The 17,485-nt window shown below is 65.3% G+C and carries 19 protein-coding genes and 1 tRNA gene; 10 read left to right on the top strand and 10 right to left on the bottom strand.

Annotated features, from left to right (window positions below):
* Nucleotides 1-14 precede the first annotated feature (14 nt).
* Complete coding sequence (locus tag ACFQ3C_RS03645) at nt 15-764, bottom strand: GNAT family N-acetyltransferase (RefSeq protein ID WP_380789060.1); 750 nt, start codon at nt 762-764, stop codon at nt 15-17.
* A 128-nt stretch (nt 765-892) separates the two neighbouring features.
* Nucleotides 893-1,348, bottom strand: coding sequence for an outer membrane protein assembly factor BamE (locus ACFQ3C_RS03640; protein WP_380789059.1), 456 nt, complete (start codon nt 1,346-1,348; stop codon nt 893-895).
* A gap of 87 nt (nt 1,349-1,435) precedes the next feature.
* Here ACFQ3C_RS03640 and ACFQ3C_RS03635 point away from each other — a divergent pair, with 87 nt between their 5' ends.
* The 8 genes from ACFQ3C_RS03635 to ACFQ3C_RS03600 all read left to right on the top strand — a co-directional run bounded on the left by ACFQ3C_RS03635 (nt 1,436) and on the right by ACFQ3C_RS03600 (nt 7,148).
* Nucleotides 1,436-2,002 carry a YceD family protein gene (locus ACFQ3C_RS03635; RefSeq protein ID WP_380789058.1) on the top strand — a complete coding sequence of 189 codons (567 nt, stop codon included), beginning with the start codon at nt 1,436-1,438 and terminating at the stop codon, nt 2,000-2,002.
* A gap of 204 nt (nt 2,003-2,206) precedes the next feature.
* Nucleotides 2,207-2,413: a 50S ribosomal protein L32 gene (gene rpmF, locus ACFQ3C_RS03630; protein ID WP_380789057.1), complete on the top strand. Its 207-nt coding sequence runs from the start codon at nt 2,207-2,209 to the stop codon at nt 2,411-2,413.
* A gap of 22 nt (nt 2,414-2,435) precedes the next feature.
* Nucleotides 2,436-3,533 carry a phosphate acyltransferase PlsX gene (plsX, locus tag ACFQ3C_RS03625; RefSeq protein WP_380789056.1) on the top strand — a complete coding sequence of 366 codons (1,098 nt, stop codon included), beginning with the start codon at nt 2,436-2,438 and terminating at the stop codon, nt 3,531-3,533.
* Complete coding sequence (locus ACFQ3C_RS03620) at nt 3,530-4,501, top strand: beta-ketoacyl-ACP synthase III (RefSeq protein ID WP_380789055.1); 972 nt, start codon at nt 3,530-3,532, stop codon at nt 4,499-4,501. Before plsX ends, ACFQ3C_RS03620 begins: the two co-directional genes overlap by 4 nt.
* Nucleotides 4,502-4,645: 144 nt before the next feature.
* Entirely contained in the window at nt 4,646-4,948 is a 303-nt protein-coding gene (gene ihfA / locus ACFQ3C_RS03615; protein ID WP_380789054.1) for an integration host factor subunit alpha, read from the top strand.
* Nucleotides 4,949-4,963: 15 nt separating this feature from the next.
* A complete protein-coding gene (locus tag ACFQ3C_RS03610) occupies nt 4,964-5,851 on the top strand; it encodes a MerR family transcriptional regulator (RefSeq protein WP_380789053.1) in 888 nt (295 codons plus the stop codon).
* Between the two features lie 61 nt (nt 5,852-5,912).
* Nucleotides 5,913-5,989: transfer RNA gene (locus ACFQ3C_RS03605), tRNA-Pro, on the top strand.
* A gap of 82 nt (nt 5,990-6,071) precedes the next feature.
* On the top strand, nt 6,072-7,148 hold the full coding sequence (locus tag ACFQ3C_RS03600; RefSeq protein WP_380789052.1) for a 2'-deoxycytidine 5'-triphosphate deaminase: 1,077 nt from the start codon (nt 6,072-6,074) through the stop codon (nt 7,146-7,148).
* Nucleotides 7,149-7,232: 84 nt separating this feature from the next.
* Here the strand turns inward: ACFQ3C_RS03600 and ACFQ3C_RS03595 are convergent, their stop codons facing one another.
* From ACFQ3C_RS03595 to ACFQ3C_RS03560, 8 genes are all read right to left on the bottom strand, one after another.
* Nucleotides 7,233-7,442, bottom strand: a complete 210-nt coding sequence (locus ACFQ3C_RS03595) for a hypothetical protein (RefSeq protein WP_380789051.1) — start codon at nt 7,440-7,442, stop codon at nt 7,233-7,235.
* A gap of 102 nt (nt 7,443-7,544) precedes the next feature.
* The gene (scpB, locus tag ACFQ3C_RS03590; protein ID WP_380789119.1) at nt 7,545-8,231 is read right to left on the bottom strand and encodes an SMC-Scp complex subunit ScpB; all 687 of its coding nucleotides are present in this window, start codon (nt 8,229-8,231) and stop codon (nt 7,545-7,547) included.
* A gap of 10 nt (nt 8,232-8,241) precedes the next feature.
* Nucleotides 8,242-9,063 carry a segregation and condensation protein A gene (locus tag ACFQ3C_RS03585; RefSeq protein ID WP_380789050.1) on the bottom strand — a complete coding sequence of 274 codons (822 nt, stop codon included), beginning with the start codon at nt 9,061-9,063 and terminating at the stop codon, nt 8,242-8,244.
* A complete protein-coding gene (gene nagZ, locus ACFQ3C_RS03580; RefSeq protein ID WP_380789049.1) occupies nt 9,056-10,084 on the bottom strand; it encodes a beta-N-acetylhexosaminidase in 1,029 nt (342 codons plus the stop codon). Before nagZ ends, ACFQ3C_RS03585 begins: the two co-directional genes overlap by 8 nt.
* Nucleotides 10,060-11,088 (bottom strand): SPOR domain-containing protein, encoded by a 1,029-nt coding sequence (locus ACFQ3C_RS03575; RefSeq protein WP_380789048.1) that lies wholly within the window; start codon nt 11,086-11,088, stop codon nt 10,060-10,062. Before ACFQ3C_RS03575 ends, nagZ begins: the two co-directional genes overlap by 25 nt.
* A gap of 115 nt (nt 11,089-11,203) precedes the next feature.
* On the bottom strand, nt 11,204-12,949 hold the full coding sequence (gene argS, locus ACFQ3C_RS03570) for an arginine--tRNA ligase (RefSeq protein WP_380789047.1): 1,746 nt from the start codon (nt 12,947-12,949) through the stop codon (nt 11,204-11,206).
* Between the two features lie 151 nt (nt 12,950-13,100).
* Nucleotides 13,101-14,984, bottom strand: coding sequence for a cation:proton antiporter (locus tag ACFQ3C_RS03565; protein WP_380789046.1), 1,884 nt, complete (start codon nt 14,982-14,984; stop codon nt 13,101-13,103).
* Nucleotides 14,985-14,997: 13 nt separating this feature from the next.
* Nucleotides 14,998-16,164, bottom strand: coding sequence for a deoxyguanosinetriphosphate triphosphohydrolase (locus ACFQ3C_RS03560; RefSeq protein ID WP_380789045.1), 1,167 nt, complete (start codon nt 16,162-16,164; stop codon nt 14,998-15,000).
* 81 nt (nt 16,165-16,245) lie between these two features.
* Between ACFQ3C_RS03560 and ACFQ3C_RS03555 the strand changes: the two genes are divergently transcribed.
* Nucleotides 16,246-16,569 carry a HesB/IscA family protein gene (locus ACFQ3C_RS03555; protein ID WP_380789044.1) on the top strand — a complete coding sequence of 108 codons (324 nt, stop codon included), beginning with the start codon at nt 16,246-16,248 and terminating at the stop codon, nt 16,567-16,569.
* A gap of 135 nt (nt 16,570-16,704) precedes the next feature.
* Nucleotides 16,705-17,484, top strand: a complete 780-nt coding sequence (gene xth, locus ACFQ3C_RS03550) for an exodeoxyribonuclease III (protein WP_380789043.1) — start codon at nt 16,705-16,707, stop codon at nt 17,482-17,484.
* Nucleotide 17,485 lies beyond the last annotated feature (1 nt).

Genomic DNA, 17,485 nt, shown 5'->3' with positions numbered 1-17,485 from the left:
CGGGGGCGGCGCGTTCAGGCCATGACCGCGCGCAGCAGTTTCTTGCGCGCCTCGGGGATCGCGCGGATTTCCAGCCCGGTGAACACATGCAGCGTGTCCATCTGCGGGTCGATCACAGCATGGTCGCTGACCCAGCCCCCCATCATCAGGTAGCTGCGCAGCAATGGCGGCATGGACAGCAGGGCGCGGCGCCTGTCGGGCGCGGGCTGGACCTGCGCGCCGAACGGAAAAACCAGCGGCGCCTTGATCCGCGGCGCAAGGTCGGGCGGGGCCAGGTGATTGTCCCTGAGCATGGCAAAGGCATCAAGGTAGCGGCTTTGATCGGTGCCGCGAAAAGATGAACAGCCGAACATCATCTCGATCCCGCGCGCATCCACATGGCAGGTCAGCGCGGCCCAGGCCAGGCGCAGGATGTCCGGGTCATGATGGTCGGGATGGATGCAGAAGCGGCCGATCTCGATCATCGGTCCGGCAAACCGCATCAGGGCGGACAGATCGTAGTACTGCGCGGAATAGCTTTGGCCGATCTGGCCCGCATCAGGCAGGTCCAGCGTGCGAAAGCAGCACACAAGCTGGCCATCACGCAGATCCTCGATCAGGACATGGGTGCAGATCGCATCGAAACGGTCACGGTCCAGCCCCGTGTCCCGCGACGCATCGGCACCGGCGTGAAAGGCCAGGTGGCGCAGGCGTTGCGCGGCGGCCACATCTGCTTGGGATCGGGCCGGCCGCAGCCGGTAACATCCTTTGGTGACTGGCTGCATCAGGCCTCTCCGCCGCCGGTTTTTCGCAAGGCTGTCGCAAGGCTACGGGCAGCCCCAGCGCCGCGCAAGATGTCTCGGGCCGTGGATGTGGCCCGATCCGGGCCGCCACCGCGCATGGCCGTGCGGCCTTATCCCAGGAAGTCGGACGCGCTGAAGCCGCCGATGCTGCCGATCAGGCGGCGGATGATCGACTCATTCGTGCCGCTTGTGCCGGTGATCCGGCGCGAGATCGGGACAACCTGCCCGTCTTCCAGCCCGAAGCGTTCGATATTCGTCACAACGCCGGCGCTGTCATAGCTGATCGCCAGCACCTGCCGTTCGATCACCTCGGGGGCGCGCCAGGCGAAGTTGCGTACCCGGCTCTGCACGTAATAGGCGGCGCTGTCCGTCGCCATTCCCGATGTCGCCGGAGCGCCGATCAATTCCTCGACCGAGGCGCGCGTATCCACGCCCACGGTCACCTGGGCCAGGTCGAACTCGGTCGGCACATAGCCGTGGTTGCGGAATTGCGGTGCGCAGGCCGACAGTGCCAGGATGCACAGGACCGCAATGGATTTGCCGAACCGGAAACTCTCGCCTGACATCGCTGCCCTCTTGCCTTGGCCCCTTGTGCCTTCTATCCCGCTTACAGAAGGAATGCCCCCGGTTCAAGAATGGAAGCGTCAGACCGCATGTCCCAACCCAGCGAATCCGACACCGCCCTCAGGGTCGCCGACCTGCCGCAGAGCCGCGTCACCGCCTTTGATCTGCGCCCGGACGCGGCCGCGCTGCGCGTGATCGCCGATGAGCTTGGCCTTCTGGGGCTGCGCAAGCTGTCCTTCAAGGGCACGATCCGGGCCGAGGGCCGCGCCGACTGGCTGTTGCAGGGCACATTGGGCGCCACGGTCATCCAGGCCTGCGTGGTCACGCTGGAGCCGGTCACGACGCGTCTGGATGTGCCGGTGCGCCGGCTGTATCTTGCCGATCCCGCGCCCCTGCTGCCCGAGGGCGAAGAGATCGAGATGCCCGATGATGACACCGCCGAACCGCTGGGCGCGACCATCGACCCCCATGCCGTGATGATCGAGGCGCTGGCCCTGGCCGTGCCTGACTGGCCACGCGCCGAAGGGGCCGAACTGGGCAGTCTGACGGTGACGGAGCCCGGCAAGACCGCGATCACGGATGAAGCGCTGAAGCCCTTTGCGGGCCTTGCCGGATTGCGCGACAAGCTGGGCAACAGCCCCGAGGGCGAAGACTGAAAACCGCGGCCTTGGCGGCCGGTCCCGCCCGGTCCCGCCAGCTTGGGCGCATGGGGCAAAAAACCGCTTGCACCCTGACCGATTCACAGTATTTTCCGCCGCTCAATCGAATTTTGGGTTGGACACTTGGTCGCCAAGCGAATATGTGCCCCCAGACCCATATGAAACAGGGCCGCAAGGCCCACAGGAAATCGAGGTGGCACGATGGCCGTCCAGCAAAACAAAGTCTCCAAGTCGCGCCGCAACAACCGTCGGGCGCATGACGCACTGGTTGCAGCAAACCCGAACGAATGCACCAACTGCGGCGAGCTGAAGCGCCCGCACCACGTCTGCGCCGCTTGCGGCCATTATGGCGAGCGTGAAATCGTCGCCATGACCGAAGAAGTGGATCTGGACGAAGACGCAGCCTGAGCGTCAGAACCAGGGGGCGCCCATGTCCACGTTGTCGGATCAGTCCACGACGCGACGCGGGCGCACCATAATTTCGGTTGACGCCATGGGTGGTGATATGGGGCCGGCAGCCGTGGTTGCCGGCATTGCCTTGTCCGCCAAGATCAACCCTGACATCGCCTTCATCCTGCATGGACCGCGCGATCAGCTGGAACGGCTGGTGGCCAAGCGCAAGCATCTGACCGGGCGTTGCGAGATTCGCGATGCCCAGGGCGTGGTGTCCATGTCCGACAAGCCCAGCCACATCATGCGCCACGGCAAGGACACTTCGATGTGGTCCACGCTCGATTCGGTGCGCGAGGGTGAAGCGACGGTCGCTGTCTCCTGCGGGAATACCGGCGCGCTGATGGCGCTGTCGATGGTGCGCCTTCGCAAGCTGCCGGGCGTGAACCGCCCGGCCATCGCCGTGCTCTGGCCTTCGCGCAATCCGCAGGGGTTCAACGTGATGCTGGACGTGGGCGCGGATGTACGCGCCGATGAACAGGATCTTCTGCAATATGCGCTGATGGGCGTATCCTATGCGCGCAACGGCCTGAACCTGTCCCACCCCCGCGTCGGTCTGCTGAACGTCGGCACCGAGGAAAACAAGGGCCGGGCCGAACTGAAGGCCGCGCATGAGCTGATCGGCAACATGGCGCCGCGCGCCAATTTCGAATTCGTGGGTTTCGTCGAAGGCGGCGATATTCCCGGCGATGTCTGCGATGTGATCGTGACCGACGGCTTCACCGGCAACGTGGCTCTGAAAACCGGCGAGGGTACGGCCAAGCTGATCGGCGACCTGCTGAAGGAAGCCTTCAAGCATTCGCCCCTGTCGCGGTTGGCCTCGCTTCTGGCGCTGACCTCGCTGCGGCGGCTCAAGCACCGGATCGACCCGCGCCGCGTCAATGGCGGCGTGTTTCTGGGCCTGAACGGTACGGTGGTGAAGTCACACGGATCGGCCGATGCAACGGGCGTGTCCGCAGCCGTCAAACTGGCGTTCAAACTGGCGCAATCGGAGTTTTCCGAAAAACTGGCGGCGCGGGTTGCATCTGCCACGGCGCTCGCTCACGATACAAAGACGCAACAGGAAGACAGTCAATGACCATTCGCGCCGTCGTCAAGGGCATCGGGCATTACCTGCCCGAAAGGATCGTGGAAAACGCGGAATTCGAAGAACGGCTGAACACATCCGATGAATGGATCAAGGCACGCTCGGGCATCGAGCGGCGCCATGTCGCGGCCGAGGGGCAGACGACCTCGGATCTTGCCACCCGCGCCGCGCAGGCGGCCCTGGCTGATGCGGGACTGCGGCCGGATGACCTGGACGCGATCATCCTGGCGACATCCACCGCCGATCTGACCTTTCCGGCCGCCGCCACAATGGTGCAGGCCAATCTGGGCATGACACGTGGCTTTGCCTTCGACGTGCAGGCGGTCTGCGCCGGATTCGTCTTTGCCCTGGCCAATGCCAACGGGATGATCCTGTCGGGCCAGGCCAGGCGCGTGCTGGTCATTGGCGCCGAAACCTTCAGCCGCCTGATGGACTGGGCCGATCGTTCGACCTGCGTCCTCTTTGGTGATGGCGCGGGCGCGCTGATCCTCGAGGCCGAGGAAGGCACGGGCGCCAATACCGATCGCGGCGTTCTGTCCAGCGATCTGAACTCGGACGGGCGACACCGCGACCTGCTTTATGTCGATGGCGGTGTCTCGACCGGTACGACCGGGCATCTCAGGATGCAGGGGCGTGAAGTGTTCCGCCATGCCGTCGAAAAACTGGCCGAGACCGCGCATGCCGCGCTGGACAAGGTCGGGCTGACCGGCGGCGATGTGAACTGGATCGTGCCGCATCAGGCCAATCTGCGGATCATCACCGCCACAGCGCAGCGCATGCAGGTCCCGATGGACCGTGTCGTTGTCACCGTGCAGGACCATGGCAACACCTCGGCGGCCTCGATCCCGCTGGCGCTTTCCGTGGGGTACCAGCGCGGGCAGATCAAGCAGGGCGATCTGATCGTGACCGAGGCGATCGGCGGCGGGCTGGCCTGGGGCGCCGTCGTGCTGCGCTGGTGACGCGGCGCGCCGCACTCTGCCGAATGGAACGACTGTTTTTAAGCAGATAAAGCACAGCTGAAAAGCCGTGCGGCAAGCCGTTGATATTGACTCGAAAATAGCCCTGCCCCTATGGTTGTGGAAATGCTGATGGGGGGATGCAGGATGAGTGACAAGACCTTGACCCGGATGGACCTGAGCGAAGCGATCTTTCGCGAGGTGGGGCTGTCACGCAACGACAGCAGCCAATTGGTCGAAAGCGTGCTGCAGCACATGTCGGATGCCCTTGTGGCTGGCGAGCAAGTCAAGATCTCGTCCTTCGGCACATTCTCGGTGCGCGAGAAATCGGCCCGCGTGGGACGCAACCCCAAGACCGGCGAGGAAGTACCGATCAATCCGCGCCGCGTGCTGACCTTCCGCCCCTCGCATCTGATGAAGGATCGCGTCGCATCCGGTCCCGAGGGCTGAGAAGGAACCTGACGCATGGCAGCCAAATCCCCGGACGCCTTTCGCACGATCAGCGAAGTGGCAGACTGGCTGGATCGTCCTGCCCATGTCCTTCGCTTCTGGGAAAGCAAGTTCCCGCAGGTAAAGCCCGTCAAGCGCGCGGGCGGGCGGCGCTATTACCGCCCCGATGACATGCTGCTGCTGGGCGGCATCAAGAAACTGCTCCACGATGACGGCATGACCATCAAGGGCGTGCAGAAATTGTTGCGCGAACAAGGCGTTCGACATGTCTGCGAGATGTCTCAGCCGCTGGATGACGTGATGGGTGACGCGATGGCGGCCAGCGATGTGCTGGATGCGGCTGCCAGCGATGCGCCGGATACGGTGGCCGCCGCCACACCGCCCCATGTGACACCTGTCCCGCCGACACCACAGGCCGAGGATAGCCCGGCAACCGTGGCCGCGACGCCCCCAACAACGGCATCCCCGATCCAGCTTGTGCCCACCGCAACGGCCAACCTGTCAGAGGCCCCTGCGTCGGCGGAAACCCCGCCGGCTGCCCCCGTGGACCAGGACAGCACCGCCGCTGATGCGCCGCAACCACCCATCGCCCCCGCGGCAGATGCGCCGCCGCCCAAAACGCCCGCCGTGGCGCCCCCGGTCGCAACGCCTGCCGCGATGGACGCGCCCCCCATCCTGCCCATCCCGCCGGAGGCCCCCGCGCCCGTCGATGCGCCCGCCCCGCTGGGCGCCGACCTGCCACCGCCACCCGATCTGGACGCGATCCGGATCGAACCCGGCCTGCTGGCACTGATCGCCGGGCGCCGGCGTCAGATTGCCGCCGCGGACCGTGACGCGCTGACACCGATTCTCGCGCGGATCGACGCGCTGACCACCCGCCTGGTCGCCACCCGAAAGGGTTGAGGTGAAAAGTGGGAATTACCCCTTGCCCCTACGGTGAAATGCAGTATTACAGCCAAACCGTCGGGCTATGGCGCAGCCTGGTAGCGCGTCCGTCTGGGGGACGGAAGGTCGCAGGTTCGAGTCCTGCTAGCCCGACCAAAACAATTCGACGGTTCCGCAATCGCTCGTGTGCCGAAAGGCTCCGGGCGATTTGCATATCCGGCCACAGGAAAGGCGTGACATGACCGGCGTGATCCCCAGCCAGCAGATCGAGGCGATGATCGCCGCGGGCCAGATCGCCGCCTCTCCCGCGCCCCTGCCCGACCAGATCCAGCCCGCCAGCCTCGACCTGCGATTGGGCAACGTGGCCTACCGCGTGCGGGCCTCTTTCCTGGCGGGGCATGGCCGCAGCGTGGCGGATCGTCTGGCCGAGTTCGAAATGCACCGCGTCGACCTGACCGAGGGCGCCGTTCTGGAAAAGGGCTGCGTCTATGTCGTGCCGCTGATGGAACGGCTGGACCTGCCCGCCTCGATCCAGGCGGTGGCCAATGCCAAATCATCGACCGGGCGGCTGGATCTGCTGACCCGCACCATCACCGATGGCGGCACGGAATTCGACCGCATCCCGCAGGGCTACAGCGGACCGCTTTATGCCGAGATCTGCCCCCGCTCGTTTTCCGTACTGGTGCGCCCCGGCATGCGGCTGAACCAGATCCGGTTTCGCGAAGGCCAGGCCGTGCTGAACGATGCGGAACTGGCCAGCCTTCATGCCGTCACCCCGCTGGTCAACGGGCAGGCCGTGATCGACGACGGCCTTGGCTTTTCCGTCGATCTGCGCCCGACCGACGGCAATCTTGTGGGCTACCGCGCGAAACCGCATACCGGGGTCATCGACCTTGACCGCATCGGCCAGTACGATCCCGCCGACTACTGGGAGGACGTGCGCTCCGACAGCGGCCAGATCATCCTTGATCCCGGCGCCTTCTATATCCTTGTCAGCCGCGAGGCGGTTTGCATCCCTCCCGCCTATGCGGCGGAAATGGCGCCCTACCTGGCGATGGTGGGGGAATTCCGTGTCCATTACGCGGGCTTCTTCGATCCGGGCTTCGGCCATGATGCCGCCGGCGGCGCCGGATCGCGCGGCGTGCTTGAGGTGCGCTGCCACGAGGCGCCTTTCGTTCTGGAACATGGCCAGATCGTCGGCCGCCTGGTCTATGAACGCATGAGCGCCGCGCCGACACAGCTTTACGGTCGCGGGATCGCCTCGAACTACCAGGGCCAGGGGCTGAAACTCAGCAAGCATTTCCGCATGGGCTGAGGCGCAGGGCCGAAGCCCCCTGTTTCTTCTTGCTTCAAATATCCACTGCCGAACCTGTCCTGCGCGCATCACGCGCGGGGAATGTCACATCTTGCCGATGCGACGTGCGGCGCGCGCCGCCTGACGGGCCTTGCGAACGGCCTGCTGGCCCTGCTGGGCTGCATCCGGGTTGCCCTGACCGCCGCCGCTCTTGCCGCCACCTGCGAACCGCTTCATCCCGGCATTGATGCCACCGTTGACGGCCTTTCGGACGAAAAGACGAATGACCATGTTGATCAGTTGATTGACGTTCATCCTGCACTCCTTACACGCACGCGGACATTTTCCGGCCTGTCCCTATGCGAAAGCTATCACGAAATTGAGGAATTTTAAGGGTCGGCGCGGAAAATCCCGGCCTCAATCCTCGAAAAGTTCGCTCTGCCCTTCGCTTGCCTCGTCCTCGGGCTCCTCGCCGTCACCAAGTTGCGGCATGGCGGCGGGCGAGGGTCGGTTGTCCAGAAGGCCCGCGGCGCGCAATTCCTTCAGCCCCGGCAGATCGCGCGCGCTTTCCAGGCCGAAATGATCCAGGAAGCCTTCGGTCACCACGAAGGTCACGGGCCGGCCCGGCGTCATCTTGCGGCGCCCGAAGCGGATCCATTCCATCTCCAGCAACTGGTCCACGGTGCCCCGGCTGACGGATACGCCGCGGATCTCTTCGATCTCGGCACGCGTGACAGGCTGATGATAGGCGATGATCGCCAGCGTCTCGATCGCGGCACGGCTCAGCTTGCGGGTCTCGACCGTTTCCTTCTGCATCAGAAAGCCCAGGTCAGGCGCCGTACGCATTGCCCAGGCATCGCCCACCTTGACCAGATGCACCCCGCGCCCGGAATAGCGCTTGCGCAGATGCACCAGCGCCTCGGCGGCGTCGCAGCCATGCGGCATCCGGGCTTCCAGTTCGCGCACGGTGACGGGTTCGGCGGTGGCGAAGAGAATCGCCTCGACCATGCGTTCCTGCTCGCCCATGGGCGGGGCCTCGAACAGGCTTTGCTCTTTGGCCTCGGCCGCATCGCCACGGCGCGGATCATCCTCGGGGGCGGTCATGTCGTCAGGCTCAGACATCGCGCCCCTCGCGCTTGCGCAACTGGATCGGCGCGAACGTGTCTGACTGGCGCAGTTCGGCGCGCCCTTCCTTCACCAGCTCCAGCGAGGCGGCGAAGGTGGCCGCCGTGGCCGAACGGCGCCGCACAGGGTCATCTTGCCAGCCCTCTGGCAGATAGCTGGAAATATCGGTCCAGGCGCCGGCAAAGCCGATCAGCCCGCGCAGCCGATCCAGCGCCTGTTCCATGGTAAAGACCGAATCCCGGTCCATCACGAAGGGGCGAAACTCGTCGCGGGTGCGAATACGGGCATAGCCCTGCATCAGGTCCAGCAAGGTGGCGCTATAGCGCACGGTGCGAATACGCATCACATCCTCGGGCACACCACGGGCGAAGAAATCGCGCCCCTTCTGGTCGCGCGCCATCAGGCGCGCCGCCACATCCCGCATCGCGGCCAACCGTTCCAGCTGAAAGGCCAGATGTGCCGCCAGATCCTCGCCCGAGGGTCCCTCTTCCAGCGGATCGGGCGGCAACAGCAGCCGCGACTTGAGAAAAGCCAGCCATGCCGCCATCACCAGGTAATCCGCAGCCAGTTCCAGCCGCAGCGCCTTGGCGCGTTCGACGAAAGCCAGGTATTGACGGGCCAGTTGCAGAACGCTGATCTTGCGCAGATCGACCTTCTGCGTACGGCTGAGCGTCAGCAGCAGGTCCAGCGGGCCTTCGAAACCCTCGACATCGACGATCAGCGCCTCGGCGGCCAGCCGTTCGGCCACGCTGCCTGCCGCACCCATGGGACCATCGCGATGTCCCTGATCCTCGAAGATGTTGTCAGCCATGCAAGCGCCCGTCCAGAAGCGCCTCAAGCTGCGCGTCCAAGGCCGCGATGTCAACCAAATCCGGTGCATGTCGCGCCGCCAGTGCCTGTTCGGCGCGCCGCTGCGCCGCCGGGGTCATGCGACCCGCGGCATCGGCCACCCTGCGCCGGTCCTGCAGCGTGCCATTGCACAGCAGCACGACATCGCAACCCGCCGCCAGCGCGTCCCGGCTGATCTGGCCCAGATCGCCCTGAAGCGCCTTCATCGAGATGTCATCGGTCATGATCAAACCGTCATAGCCGATCTCGTCCCGGATCAGGTGCATCACCCGCGGCGACAGCGTTGCGGGGGCGTCATCCAGCGCCGCGTAGACCAGGTGTGCGGTCATCGCCATCGGCAGATCATTGAGCGCCGCGAAGGGCGCGAAATCGGTGGCGCGCAGATCGTCGAGCGATGCGGCGACGCGCGGCAGGTCAAGATGGCTGTCGGCGGTGGCGCGGCCATGGCCGGGGATGTGCTTGAGCACGGGCAATACGCCACCGTCCAGAAGACCATCCGCTACCGCACGGCCCATGGCCGCCACCTGGGCCGGGTCGGTGCCGTAACACCGGTTATACAGAAACGGATGGGTCGCGGGCCCGGCCACATCAGCCAGCGGCGCGCAATTGCTGTCGATCCCCAGCGCGCGCAGTTCCGCGGCGATGATGCGAAAGCGCAGGTACATCGCCTGCGCGGCATTGTCCCCCGCCGCATTCACATGATCCAGCGCCGGCAGCCATTCCCGCCAGAGCGGCGCCCGCAGACGCTGCACGCGCCCGCCTTCCTGGTCGATGGTGATGACGGCATCGCGGCCAACCGCCTCGCGCATCTCGTCGCAAAGCGCGCGCACCTGATCGGGCGCGTCGATGTTGCGGGCGAAAAGGATGAAGCCGAAAGGGTCGGCATCGCGGAAGAACGCTTTTTCGTCCTGCGTCAGGCGCAGCCCTTCGGCGTCAAGGATCGTGGCCCCGAAACGGTTCACTTTGCGCTGACCGGGATGCATTCGGCACGTTCCGCCACAAGGGCCGAACAGAACCGCCGCGCGTCATTGATATCGGCAAAGCCCATCGCCCGCAGGCGGTAGAAATTGCGCCCGCCGCTTTCAGCCAGCTGGATGACCCGGCTCTTGCCTTCCAGATAGTCACCGAAACGCAGCGCGATACGGTCCCATTCGCGCTTTGCCACCTCGGGGCTGTCATAGGCGCCCAGTTGTACAAGGCGTGTGCCGGCGGGGATCTTGTCGGGGTCCACATCCAGAACGGCAGGAACCGGGGCCGCGACGGCAGCCGCCTGCACGGCGGCCTGGCGCACCATCGACGCGGGCCGCGCCTGCGGGCGCAGCGATTGGCCGATACCGCCTTCGACCTTGGGCAAATCGATCGCGGCCAGGGCAGTGTCGGCATCAACCGGGGCCGCCTCGCCCTGCAAGACCTGTGCCAGAATCTGATCGACCATGACCGACATGGATTGCGGCTCGGTCAGGGTCATGGCGACCGTTTCGATCCGCGCCTCGCCGTTCACGCTGTCGGCAACCGGTCCGGCTTCGGCCAGGGATCCGGTCGGGCCGCCGGGGACTGCGGCCAGGGCCGACGCCTCTGCGGTATCCGGGACTGCGGCCGGGGGCTGCGGCATGGGAAATATCTGCGCCACGGCCATCAGCTCGGCCGTTGCCACATCTTCGGCGTCCAGCGTGACAGGGCGCGGCGCCAGCACGATCCGATCCGGCGGAGGCGCTGCGGTTCCGTTTGCAGCCACCTCGTTGACCGCAAGGCCGATATGCTCGGCCATGCTGCCGCCCGGTGTTTCAGGCTGGATCCGCATGGGGCCTTCCATGGCCCGCACCACGGGAACGCCGTTCACGTCGCGCATCACCAGCCGGTAGCCCCAAACCGCCACGCCAATGATCAGCGCGATCGAAACGCCTGCCCCGGCCAGGTTGGCCATCTTGCCGATGGATCGGCCCGATCCACGCGCCGGGGCGCGCCCTTCTGCAAAGGTGTCTGCCATGTCCGCCTTTCCGACACGGGGGATACATCGCCCCCCGCGTTTCGTTGCTCTGCCTCGGACCGCGGACCTTTCGTGCGCTTTTTTCCTGCGGGATTTCGAACCGAACTCCCTGCCGTCAGCGCATCTCGTCCACAGCCTCGACGCCAAGAATACCAAGGCCTGCGGAAATGACAACGGCCACGGCCTTGGCAAGGGCGATTTTCGCCTGTGATGTGGCGCTGTCACCCTCCTGCACGAAGCGCAGGGCGGGTTCATCGTTCCCGCGGTTCCACAGCGAATGGAAATCGCTGGCCAGTTCGTAAAGATAGAAGGCCACGCGATGCGGCTCATTGGTGCGCGCGGCAATTTCGACCAGACGCGGCCATTCGGCCAGCTTGCGCGCCACGTTCAGTTCCGCCTCATGGGTCAGCCCCGAAAGGTCGGCCGCCTGCAAGGCCGCATCCGACACGTCAATCCCCGCCTCTGCCGCCTTGCGCAGCACCGATGCCACGCGCGCATGGGCGTATTGGACGTAGAAGACCGGGTTGTCCTTGGACTGTTCCAGCACCTTGTCGAAATCGAAATCCAGCGGCGCGTCATTCTTGCGCGTCAGCATGTGAAAGCGGGTGACGCCGGGGCCGACCTGTTCGACCACATCGCGCAGGGTGACGAAATTGCCCGCGCGTTTCGACATCTTGAAGGGCTCGCCGTTCTTCCACAGCTTGACCAGCTGGCACAGCTTGATGTCCAGCGACACACGCCCGTCCGACAGGGCCGACACGGCCGCCTTCATGCGCTTGACGTAACCGCCGTGATCCGCGCCGAAGACGTCGATCAGCATGTCAAAGCCGCGTTCCACCTTGTCATAGTGATAGGCGATATCGGGGGCGAAATAAGTCCAGCCGCCGTCGGATTTCTTGACCGGGCGGTCCACGTCGTCACCATGCGCGGTGGACCGGAACAGCGTCTGTTCGCGCGGCTCCCAATCCTCGGGCGTCTTGCCTTTCGGCGGCTCCAGCACGCCTTCGTAGATCAGCCCCTTGTCGTCGAGCGCTTTCAGCGCGGCCTCGATCCGGCCTGTACCGTAAAGGGACTTCTCGCTGAAGAACACGTCCATCTCGACACCCAGCGAGGCCAGATCCTCGCGGATCAGGTGCATCATCGCATCGGTTGCAAAATCGCGGATTTCCTCAAGCCATTCGGATTCAGGCTTGCCGACCAGATCATCGCCATGCACCTCGGCCAGGGCCTGGCCCACGGGGATCAGATAATCGCCGGGATAGGTGCCATCGACAAAGGCCACGTCCTGTCCGCGCGCCTCGAGATAGCGCAGATAGACGGACCGGGCCAGAACATCGACCTGCGCGCCACCGTCGTTGATGTAATATTCGCGCGTCACGTCATAGCCCGCATAGGCCAGCAGGCTGGCCAGCGCATCGCCAAAGACCGCACCCCGCGTATGGCCCACATGCAGCGGACCTGTGGGGTTGGCGCTGACATATTCCACGTTCACCCGCTTGCCCTGCCCCATGGTCGAGCGGCCAAAGCCCTCGCCCTCGGAGAGGATATCGCCCACGACACCCTGCCACAGCCTGTCGGACAGGCGCAGGTTGATAAAGCCGGGCCCGGCCACATCGGCGGTCTGGATGCGCGGATCGGTCGCCAGACGGCGGGCCAGTTCGGTTGCGATCTCGCGCGGGTTCTGGCCCGCGGGCTTGGCCAGCACCATCGCGGCATTGGTGGCCATGTCGCCATGGGCGGCATCGCGTGGCGGCTCGACCGTGATGGCGGCGGTGTCCAGCCCTGCCGGCAGCAGCCCTTCGGCGGTCATGTCTGCCAGCGTGTCCAGCACATGGCCGCGCATCTGCGTGAATAGGTTCATCACTTCATCCTTTCGACCCGAGCATGCCGCGTTCATGTGGCGTCAGGCAACCCGCTCCGGCTTTACGACAACGCATGTTCGATGGCGCAAGAAAGGTTCCCCCCTTGCGCCACATGCTTTGGCCAGCGGTTTACCACCGCCAGCGCCCGCGTCAATCCGCAGCAGCCCTGGCGGCGGGCCCCGCGGGCAGGTCATCCACCCCCGGTCGCGAGGGCGCCGTATCCCCGCCGCGCCCCGCACCCTGAGGCGCCATGTAGACAAGGCGCACCCCCTCGCCGCCTTTCAGGGTGTCACCCTTGAAGGGCAGGCGCAGATCGCCCGAGGGCTGGATCACCAGGACAAGCAGGGCGTCACCCATCTCGGCGCGCCAATCCTCAAGCCTGTATGCGGCGGTCAGCCGCGTCAGGCGAAACGCCCATCCGTCGCGGATCATCCCCTCAAGCTCGGCATAGGTCTTGCCCTGCGCGAAGGCGCGCCCGCCCAGCGTGGACGGCAGCGCATGCCGTGCGCGGCTTTCTTTCTCGCGGGTCAGTTGATAGACGTTTTCGCGCCCGAATTCCGGCGCAAGGTCGGTAGCCACCAGCGTGTTGTAAGGGTCATTGTCCGTCACCGCCACCAGCGTGGCATAGCTGACCAGCTCGATGTTATGCTCGGCCGCCTCGGACAGGACATCGCCATAGAAGGTCGAAATGCCCAGGCTGCGCGCCGCGCGCAGGTGGCCATGGTTGGGATCGGTCATCAACACCGGCACGTCGGCCTGTTTGAGGATCGTGGCGAAGGCCGTGCTCCAGCGTGATCCGCCCACCAGCAGCAGGCCCGGCTTTTCGCCCCCGGTCAGCCCCAGGAAACGGGCAAAGGGCGTCAGGGTAAAGCCATGCAGCACCACCGTGGCCACCACCAGCGCAAAGGCCAGCGGGCCGATCAGGGCGCCGTCCTCGATCCCCAGCGCGCTCAGACGTTCGCCGAACAGGCCCGCCACCGCCACCAGGACCACACCGCGCGGCCCGGTCAGCGCGATCAGCCAGCGCTCGGCCCAGGGCAGACCGGTTCCCACCAGCGAGACCATCACCGTCAGCGGCCGCACCACCAGCACCACCGCCAGCACGAAGATCACCGCCCGCCAGTCCAGCCGCGCCAGTTCCGAAAAATCCAAGCCCGCCGCCAGCAGGATGAACACCCCCGAGACCAGCAGCACGGTGGCATGTTCCTTGAAGCGGCGCAGTTCCTCGTAGCTGGGCAGGTTGGCATTGGCGATCACGATCCCCATGATCGTCACCGCCAGCAGCCCGCTCTCGTGCAGGACACTGTCGGACAGGGCAAAGATACCCAATAGCGTCACGAACAGCACCGGCACCTTCATGAATTCCGGCACCTTGCCGCGCCGGAATGCATAGGCCAGCCCAAAACCACCCGCCGCCCCCAGGGCGCTGGCCACCAGAACACCAAGTGCAAGATGTTGCGCCGCGGCCAGGGCCGTGGCCCCGGTCTGCGCCACCATCACCACCTGAAAGGCCAGCACGGCCGCCAGCGCACCGATGGGATCGTTCACGATCGCCTCCCATTGCAGCAGCGCCGCAGGGCGACGCGACAGCCGTGCCGACCGCAGCAAGGGGGCGATCACCGTGGGGCCGGTGACGATCATGATGCCGCCGAACACGGTCGCGGCCTCCCAGCTCAGCCCGGCACCGTGGCGCAGCGCCAGCGTCGACAGCAGCCATCCCAGGGGCGCGCCGATCACCACAAGCCGCATCACCCCCTGCGCCGCGTCGCGCAGGGTATGGATGTTCAGGGTCAGACCGCCCTCGAACAGGATGATCGCCACCGCGATCGAGATCAACGGCCCCTTCAGCACCTCGATATCGCGCGCCGGGTCGAAAATGCCAAAAACAGGCCCCGCCAGCACCCCCGCCAGCAGCATGAAGACGATGGCCGGCATGTTCAGCCGCCAGGCCAGTTGCTGCGCGCCCACGCCAAGCGCGCCGACCAGTGCAAAGGCGGTCACGGGATCAAGGGCGGCGCCTTCGGGTCCGGTCATGGATGGATGTCCTTCATACGCCCGACGGGCGATCTGCCGGGTCCGATCCCAGCAAACGGTGATGTTCCTGCAGCGCGAAACGGTCGGTCATGCCTGCGATGTAATCGGCCACGATCCGCGCCAGCGCCTGCTGATCGCGGGCCTCTTCGACATCCTTGCGCCATTGCTTGGGCAGCAGATGCGGCTCTCGCATGAACAGCGGGAACAGGTCATTGACCACCTGGGTCACGTATTTTCGCATCGTGACCACGGCGGGCGCGCGATACATGCGATGGAACAGGAAGGTGCGGATCACCTTGAGGTCGGTCCAGACATGGGGCGAGAATTGCACCATCATCCGCCCCGCATCGCGGATGTCCTGCGCGCAGGACGGGTTCAGCGCAGCCAGGTTGGCGCGACTGACGTCGATCACGTCAGAGACAAGGATGCCGAAGAACCGGCGCAGCGCCTCGTGACGGCGGCGATAGTAGTTGAGGCCGGGATAGAGCCTGTCCACCTCGGCGAAGCAGCCCTTGAGGATCGGCAACTCGGCCAGTTCGTCGGTTGAAAACAGCTCGGCCCGCAAACCGTCATGCAGGTCGTGGTTGTTATAGGCGATGTCATCGGCCAGGGCCGCCACCTGCGCCTCGGCGCTGGCATGGGTGTGCAGTTCCAGATCGTGGCGCGCGTTGTAATCGGCCAGCGCATACGGGATCGCGCCCACAACAGGCCCGTTATGCTTGGCGATGCCTTCCAGCGTCTCCCATGTCAGGTTCAGCCCGTCCCATTCGGCATAGTGCCGTTCCAGCGATGTGACGATGCGGATGGCCTGCGCGTTGTGATCGAACCCGCCATAGGGCGCCATCAGCGCCTGAAGCGCATCCTCGCCCGTGTGGCCGAAAGGGGGATGGCCAAGATCATGGGCCAGGGCCACCGCCTCGGTCAGTTCCGCGTTCAGCCCCAGCGCGCCTGCCACGGTGCGCGCCACCTGCGCCACCTCGATCGAATGGGTCAGGCGCGTGCGGAAATAATCGCCCTCGTGTTCGATGAACACCTGCGTCTTGTGCTTGAGGCGCCGGAAGGCGCTGGAATGGATGATCCTGTCGCGATCGCGTTGAAACGGCGTGCGAAAGGCGCTTTCCTCTTCGGGCACCAGCCGGCCGCGCGTCCGCGCGGGGTCCGATGCAAAGGATGCTGTCATGCGGTTGTGGTCCTTGTCCCCTGTCCTGCGGCCCCATATATTCGTTTTCGGATGGATGCGAAACCGTCGAGGAGCCCTGCCATGCAACTGCCCCCCAAAGTGACCCCGCGCGCCTTTGCCCGGCTGGCCGAAATCGGCGCCGCAGGACAGGGCCATGCCCTGCGCGTGGCCGTGGAAGGCGGAGGTTGTTCCGGCTTTCAATACGAGATCAAGCTGGATGCGCCCGCGCCCGACGATCTGGTGCTGGAAGGCGAAGGCCAGCGCGTGGTCGTCGATTCCGTGTCGCTGCCGTTCCTGGCCGGCGCCACCATCGACTTTACCGAGGAACTGATCGGCGCGCGTTTCGTTATCGACAATCCCAACGCCTCGTCCTCTTGCGGATGCGGCATTTCTTTTTCAATGTAATCAGTCATTTGTCGGCAGCAATTGAAGCGTTACATCAGGAACGCGACGCCCATGCCCCGTCAGGGTGGCCTTGCATGATCCATCCCTCTGCGGAATAGACAGGGCAAGACAGACCAGAACCGGGGACGCGCCGCCATGAAGATCGCCACATTCAACATCAACGGCATCAAGGCGCGGATCGACGCGCTGCCGCAATGGCTGGACGAAGAACAGCCCGACATCGCGCTCCTGCAAGAGATCAAGTCGGTCGACGAGGGCTTCCCGCGCGAGATCTTCGAAGAACGCGGCTACAACGTCGAAACCCATGGGCAGAAATCCTTCAACGGGGTGGCGATCCTGTCGAAACTGCCGCTCGAGGATGTGACGCGCGGCCTTCCCGGTGACGATGACGACGAACAGGCCCGCTATATCGAGGCCACCGTGGTGGGCCGCCAGGCGATCCGCATCTGCGGGCTGTACCTGCCCAACGGCAACCCCGCGCCGGGGCCGAAATACGATTACAAACTGGCCTGGATGGAACGCCTGAAAGCCCGCGCCAAGGTGCTGCTGGCCGAGGAAATGCCGTTTCTGATGGCGGGCGATTACAACATCATCCCGCAGGACGAGGATGCGGCAAAACCCGAAGCCTGGCGCGACGATGCCCTTGCCCTGCCCGAAAGCCGCGCGGCCTTTCGCCGGATCGTCAACCTGGGCCTGACCGACGCGTTCCGCGCCCGCGTTCTTGGGCCGGGGCACTATTCCTTCTGGGATTATCAGGCGGGCGCCTGGGAACGGAACAACGGCATCAGGATCGACCACTTGCTGCTCAGCCCATCCTGCGCCGACATGCTGACCGGGGTCGGCATCGACAAGCACGTGCGCGGGCGCGAAAAGCCGTCGGACCATGTGCCCGTCTGGATCACGCTGGACAATTGAA

It is taken from the genome of Seohaeicola saemankumensis (genome assembly GCF_042678485.1).
In the GTDB taxonomy this organism is placed as follows: domain Bacteria; phylum Pseudomonadota; class Alphaproteobacteria; order Rhodobacterales; family Rhodobacteraceae; genus Seohaeicola; species Seohaeicola saemankumensis.
Note: the sequence above shows the minus strand (reverse complement) of the source record. Positions and strands in the feature narration are given on the sequence as shown.

Bases quoted from the DNA above. Each gene is read 5' to 3' on its own strand.
- ACFQ3C_RS03645 (WP_380789060.1), bottom strand. From the start codon at position 764: ATGCAGCCAGTCACCAAAGGATGTTACCGGCTGCGGCCGGCCCGATCC.
- ACFQ3C_RS03640 (WP_380789059.1), bottom strand. From the start codon at position 1,348: ATGTCAGGCGAGAGTTTCCGGTTCGGCAAATCCATTGCGGTCCTGTGC.
- ACFQ3C_RS03635 (WP_380789058.1), top strand. From the start codon at position 1,436: ATGTCCCAACCCAGCGAATCCGACACCGCCCTCAGGGTCGCCGACCTG.
- rpmF (WP_380789057.1), top strand. From the start codon at position 2,207: ATGGCCGTCCAGCAAAACAAAGTCTCCAAGTCGCGCCGCAACAACCGT.
- plsX (WP_380789056.1), top strand. From the start codon at position 2,436: ATGTCCACGTTGTCGGATCAGTCCACGACGCGACGCGGGCGCACCATA.
- ACFQ3C_RS03620 (WP_380789055.1), top strand. From the start codon at position 3,530: ATGACCATTCGCGCCGTCGTCAAGGGCATCGGGCATTACCTGCCCGAA.
- ihfA (WP_380789054.1), top strand. From the start codon at position 4,646: ATGAGTGACAAGACCTTGACCCGGATGGACCTGAGCGAAGCGATCTTT.
- ACFQ3C_RS03610 (WP_380789053.1), top strand. From the start codon at position 4,964: ATGGCAGCCAAATCCCCGGACGCCTTTCGCACGATCAGCGAAGTGGCA.
- ACFQ3C_RS03600 (WP_380789052.1), top strand. From the start codon at position 6,072: ATGACCGGCGTGATCCCCAGCCAGCAGATCGAGGCGATGATCGCCGCG.
- ACFQ3C_RS03595 (WP_380789051.1), bottom strand. From the start codon at position 7,442: ATGAACGTCAATCAACTGATCAACATGGTCATTCGTCTTTTCGTCCGA.
- scpB (WP_380789119.1), bottom strand. From the start codon at position 8,231: ATGACCGCCCCCGAGGATGATCCGCGCCGTGGCGATGCGGCCGAGGCC.
- ACFQ3C_RS03585 (WP_380789050.1), bottom strand. From the start codon at position 9,063: ATGGCTGACAACATCTTCGAGGATCAGGGACATCGCGATGGTCCCATG.
- nagZ (WP_380789049.1), bottom strand. From the start codon at position 10,084: ATGCATCCCGGTCAGCGCAAAGTGAACCGTTTCGGGGCCACGATCCTT.
- ACFQ3C_RS03575 (WP_380789048.1), bottom strand. From the start codon at position 11,088: ATGGCAGACACCTTTGCAGAAGGGCGCGCCCCGGCGCGTGGATCGGGC.
- argS (WP_380789047.1), bottom strand. From the start codon at position 12,949: ATGAACCTATTCACGCAGATGCGCGGCCATGTGCTGGACACGCTGGCA.
- ACFQ3C_RS03565 (WP_380789046.1), bottom strand. From the start codon at position 14,984: ATGACCGGACCCGAAGGCGCCGCCCTTGATCCCGTGACCGCCTTTGCA.
- ACFQ3C_RS03560 (WP_380789045.1), bottom strand. From the start codon at position 16,164: ATGACAGCATCCTTTGCATCGGACCCCGCGCGGACGCGCGGCCGGCTG.
- ACFQ3C_RS03555 (WP_380789044.1), top strand. From the start codon at position 16,246: ATGCAACTGCCCCCCAAAGTGACCCCGCGCGCCTTTGCCCGGCTGGCC.
- xth (WP_380789043.1), top strand. From the start codon at position 16,705: ATGAAGATCGCCACATTCAACATCAACGGCATCAAGGCGCGGATCGAC.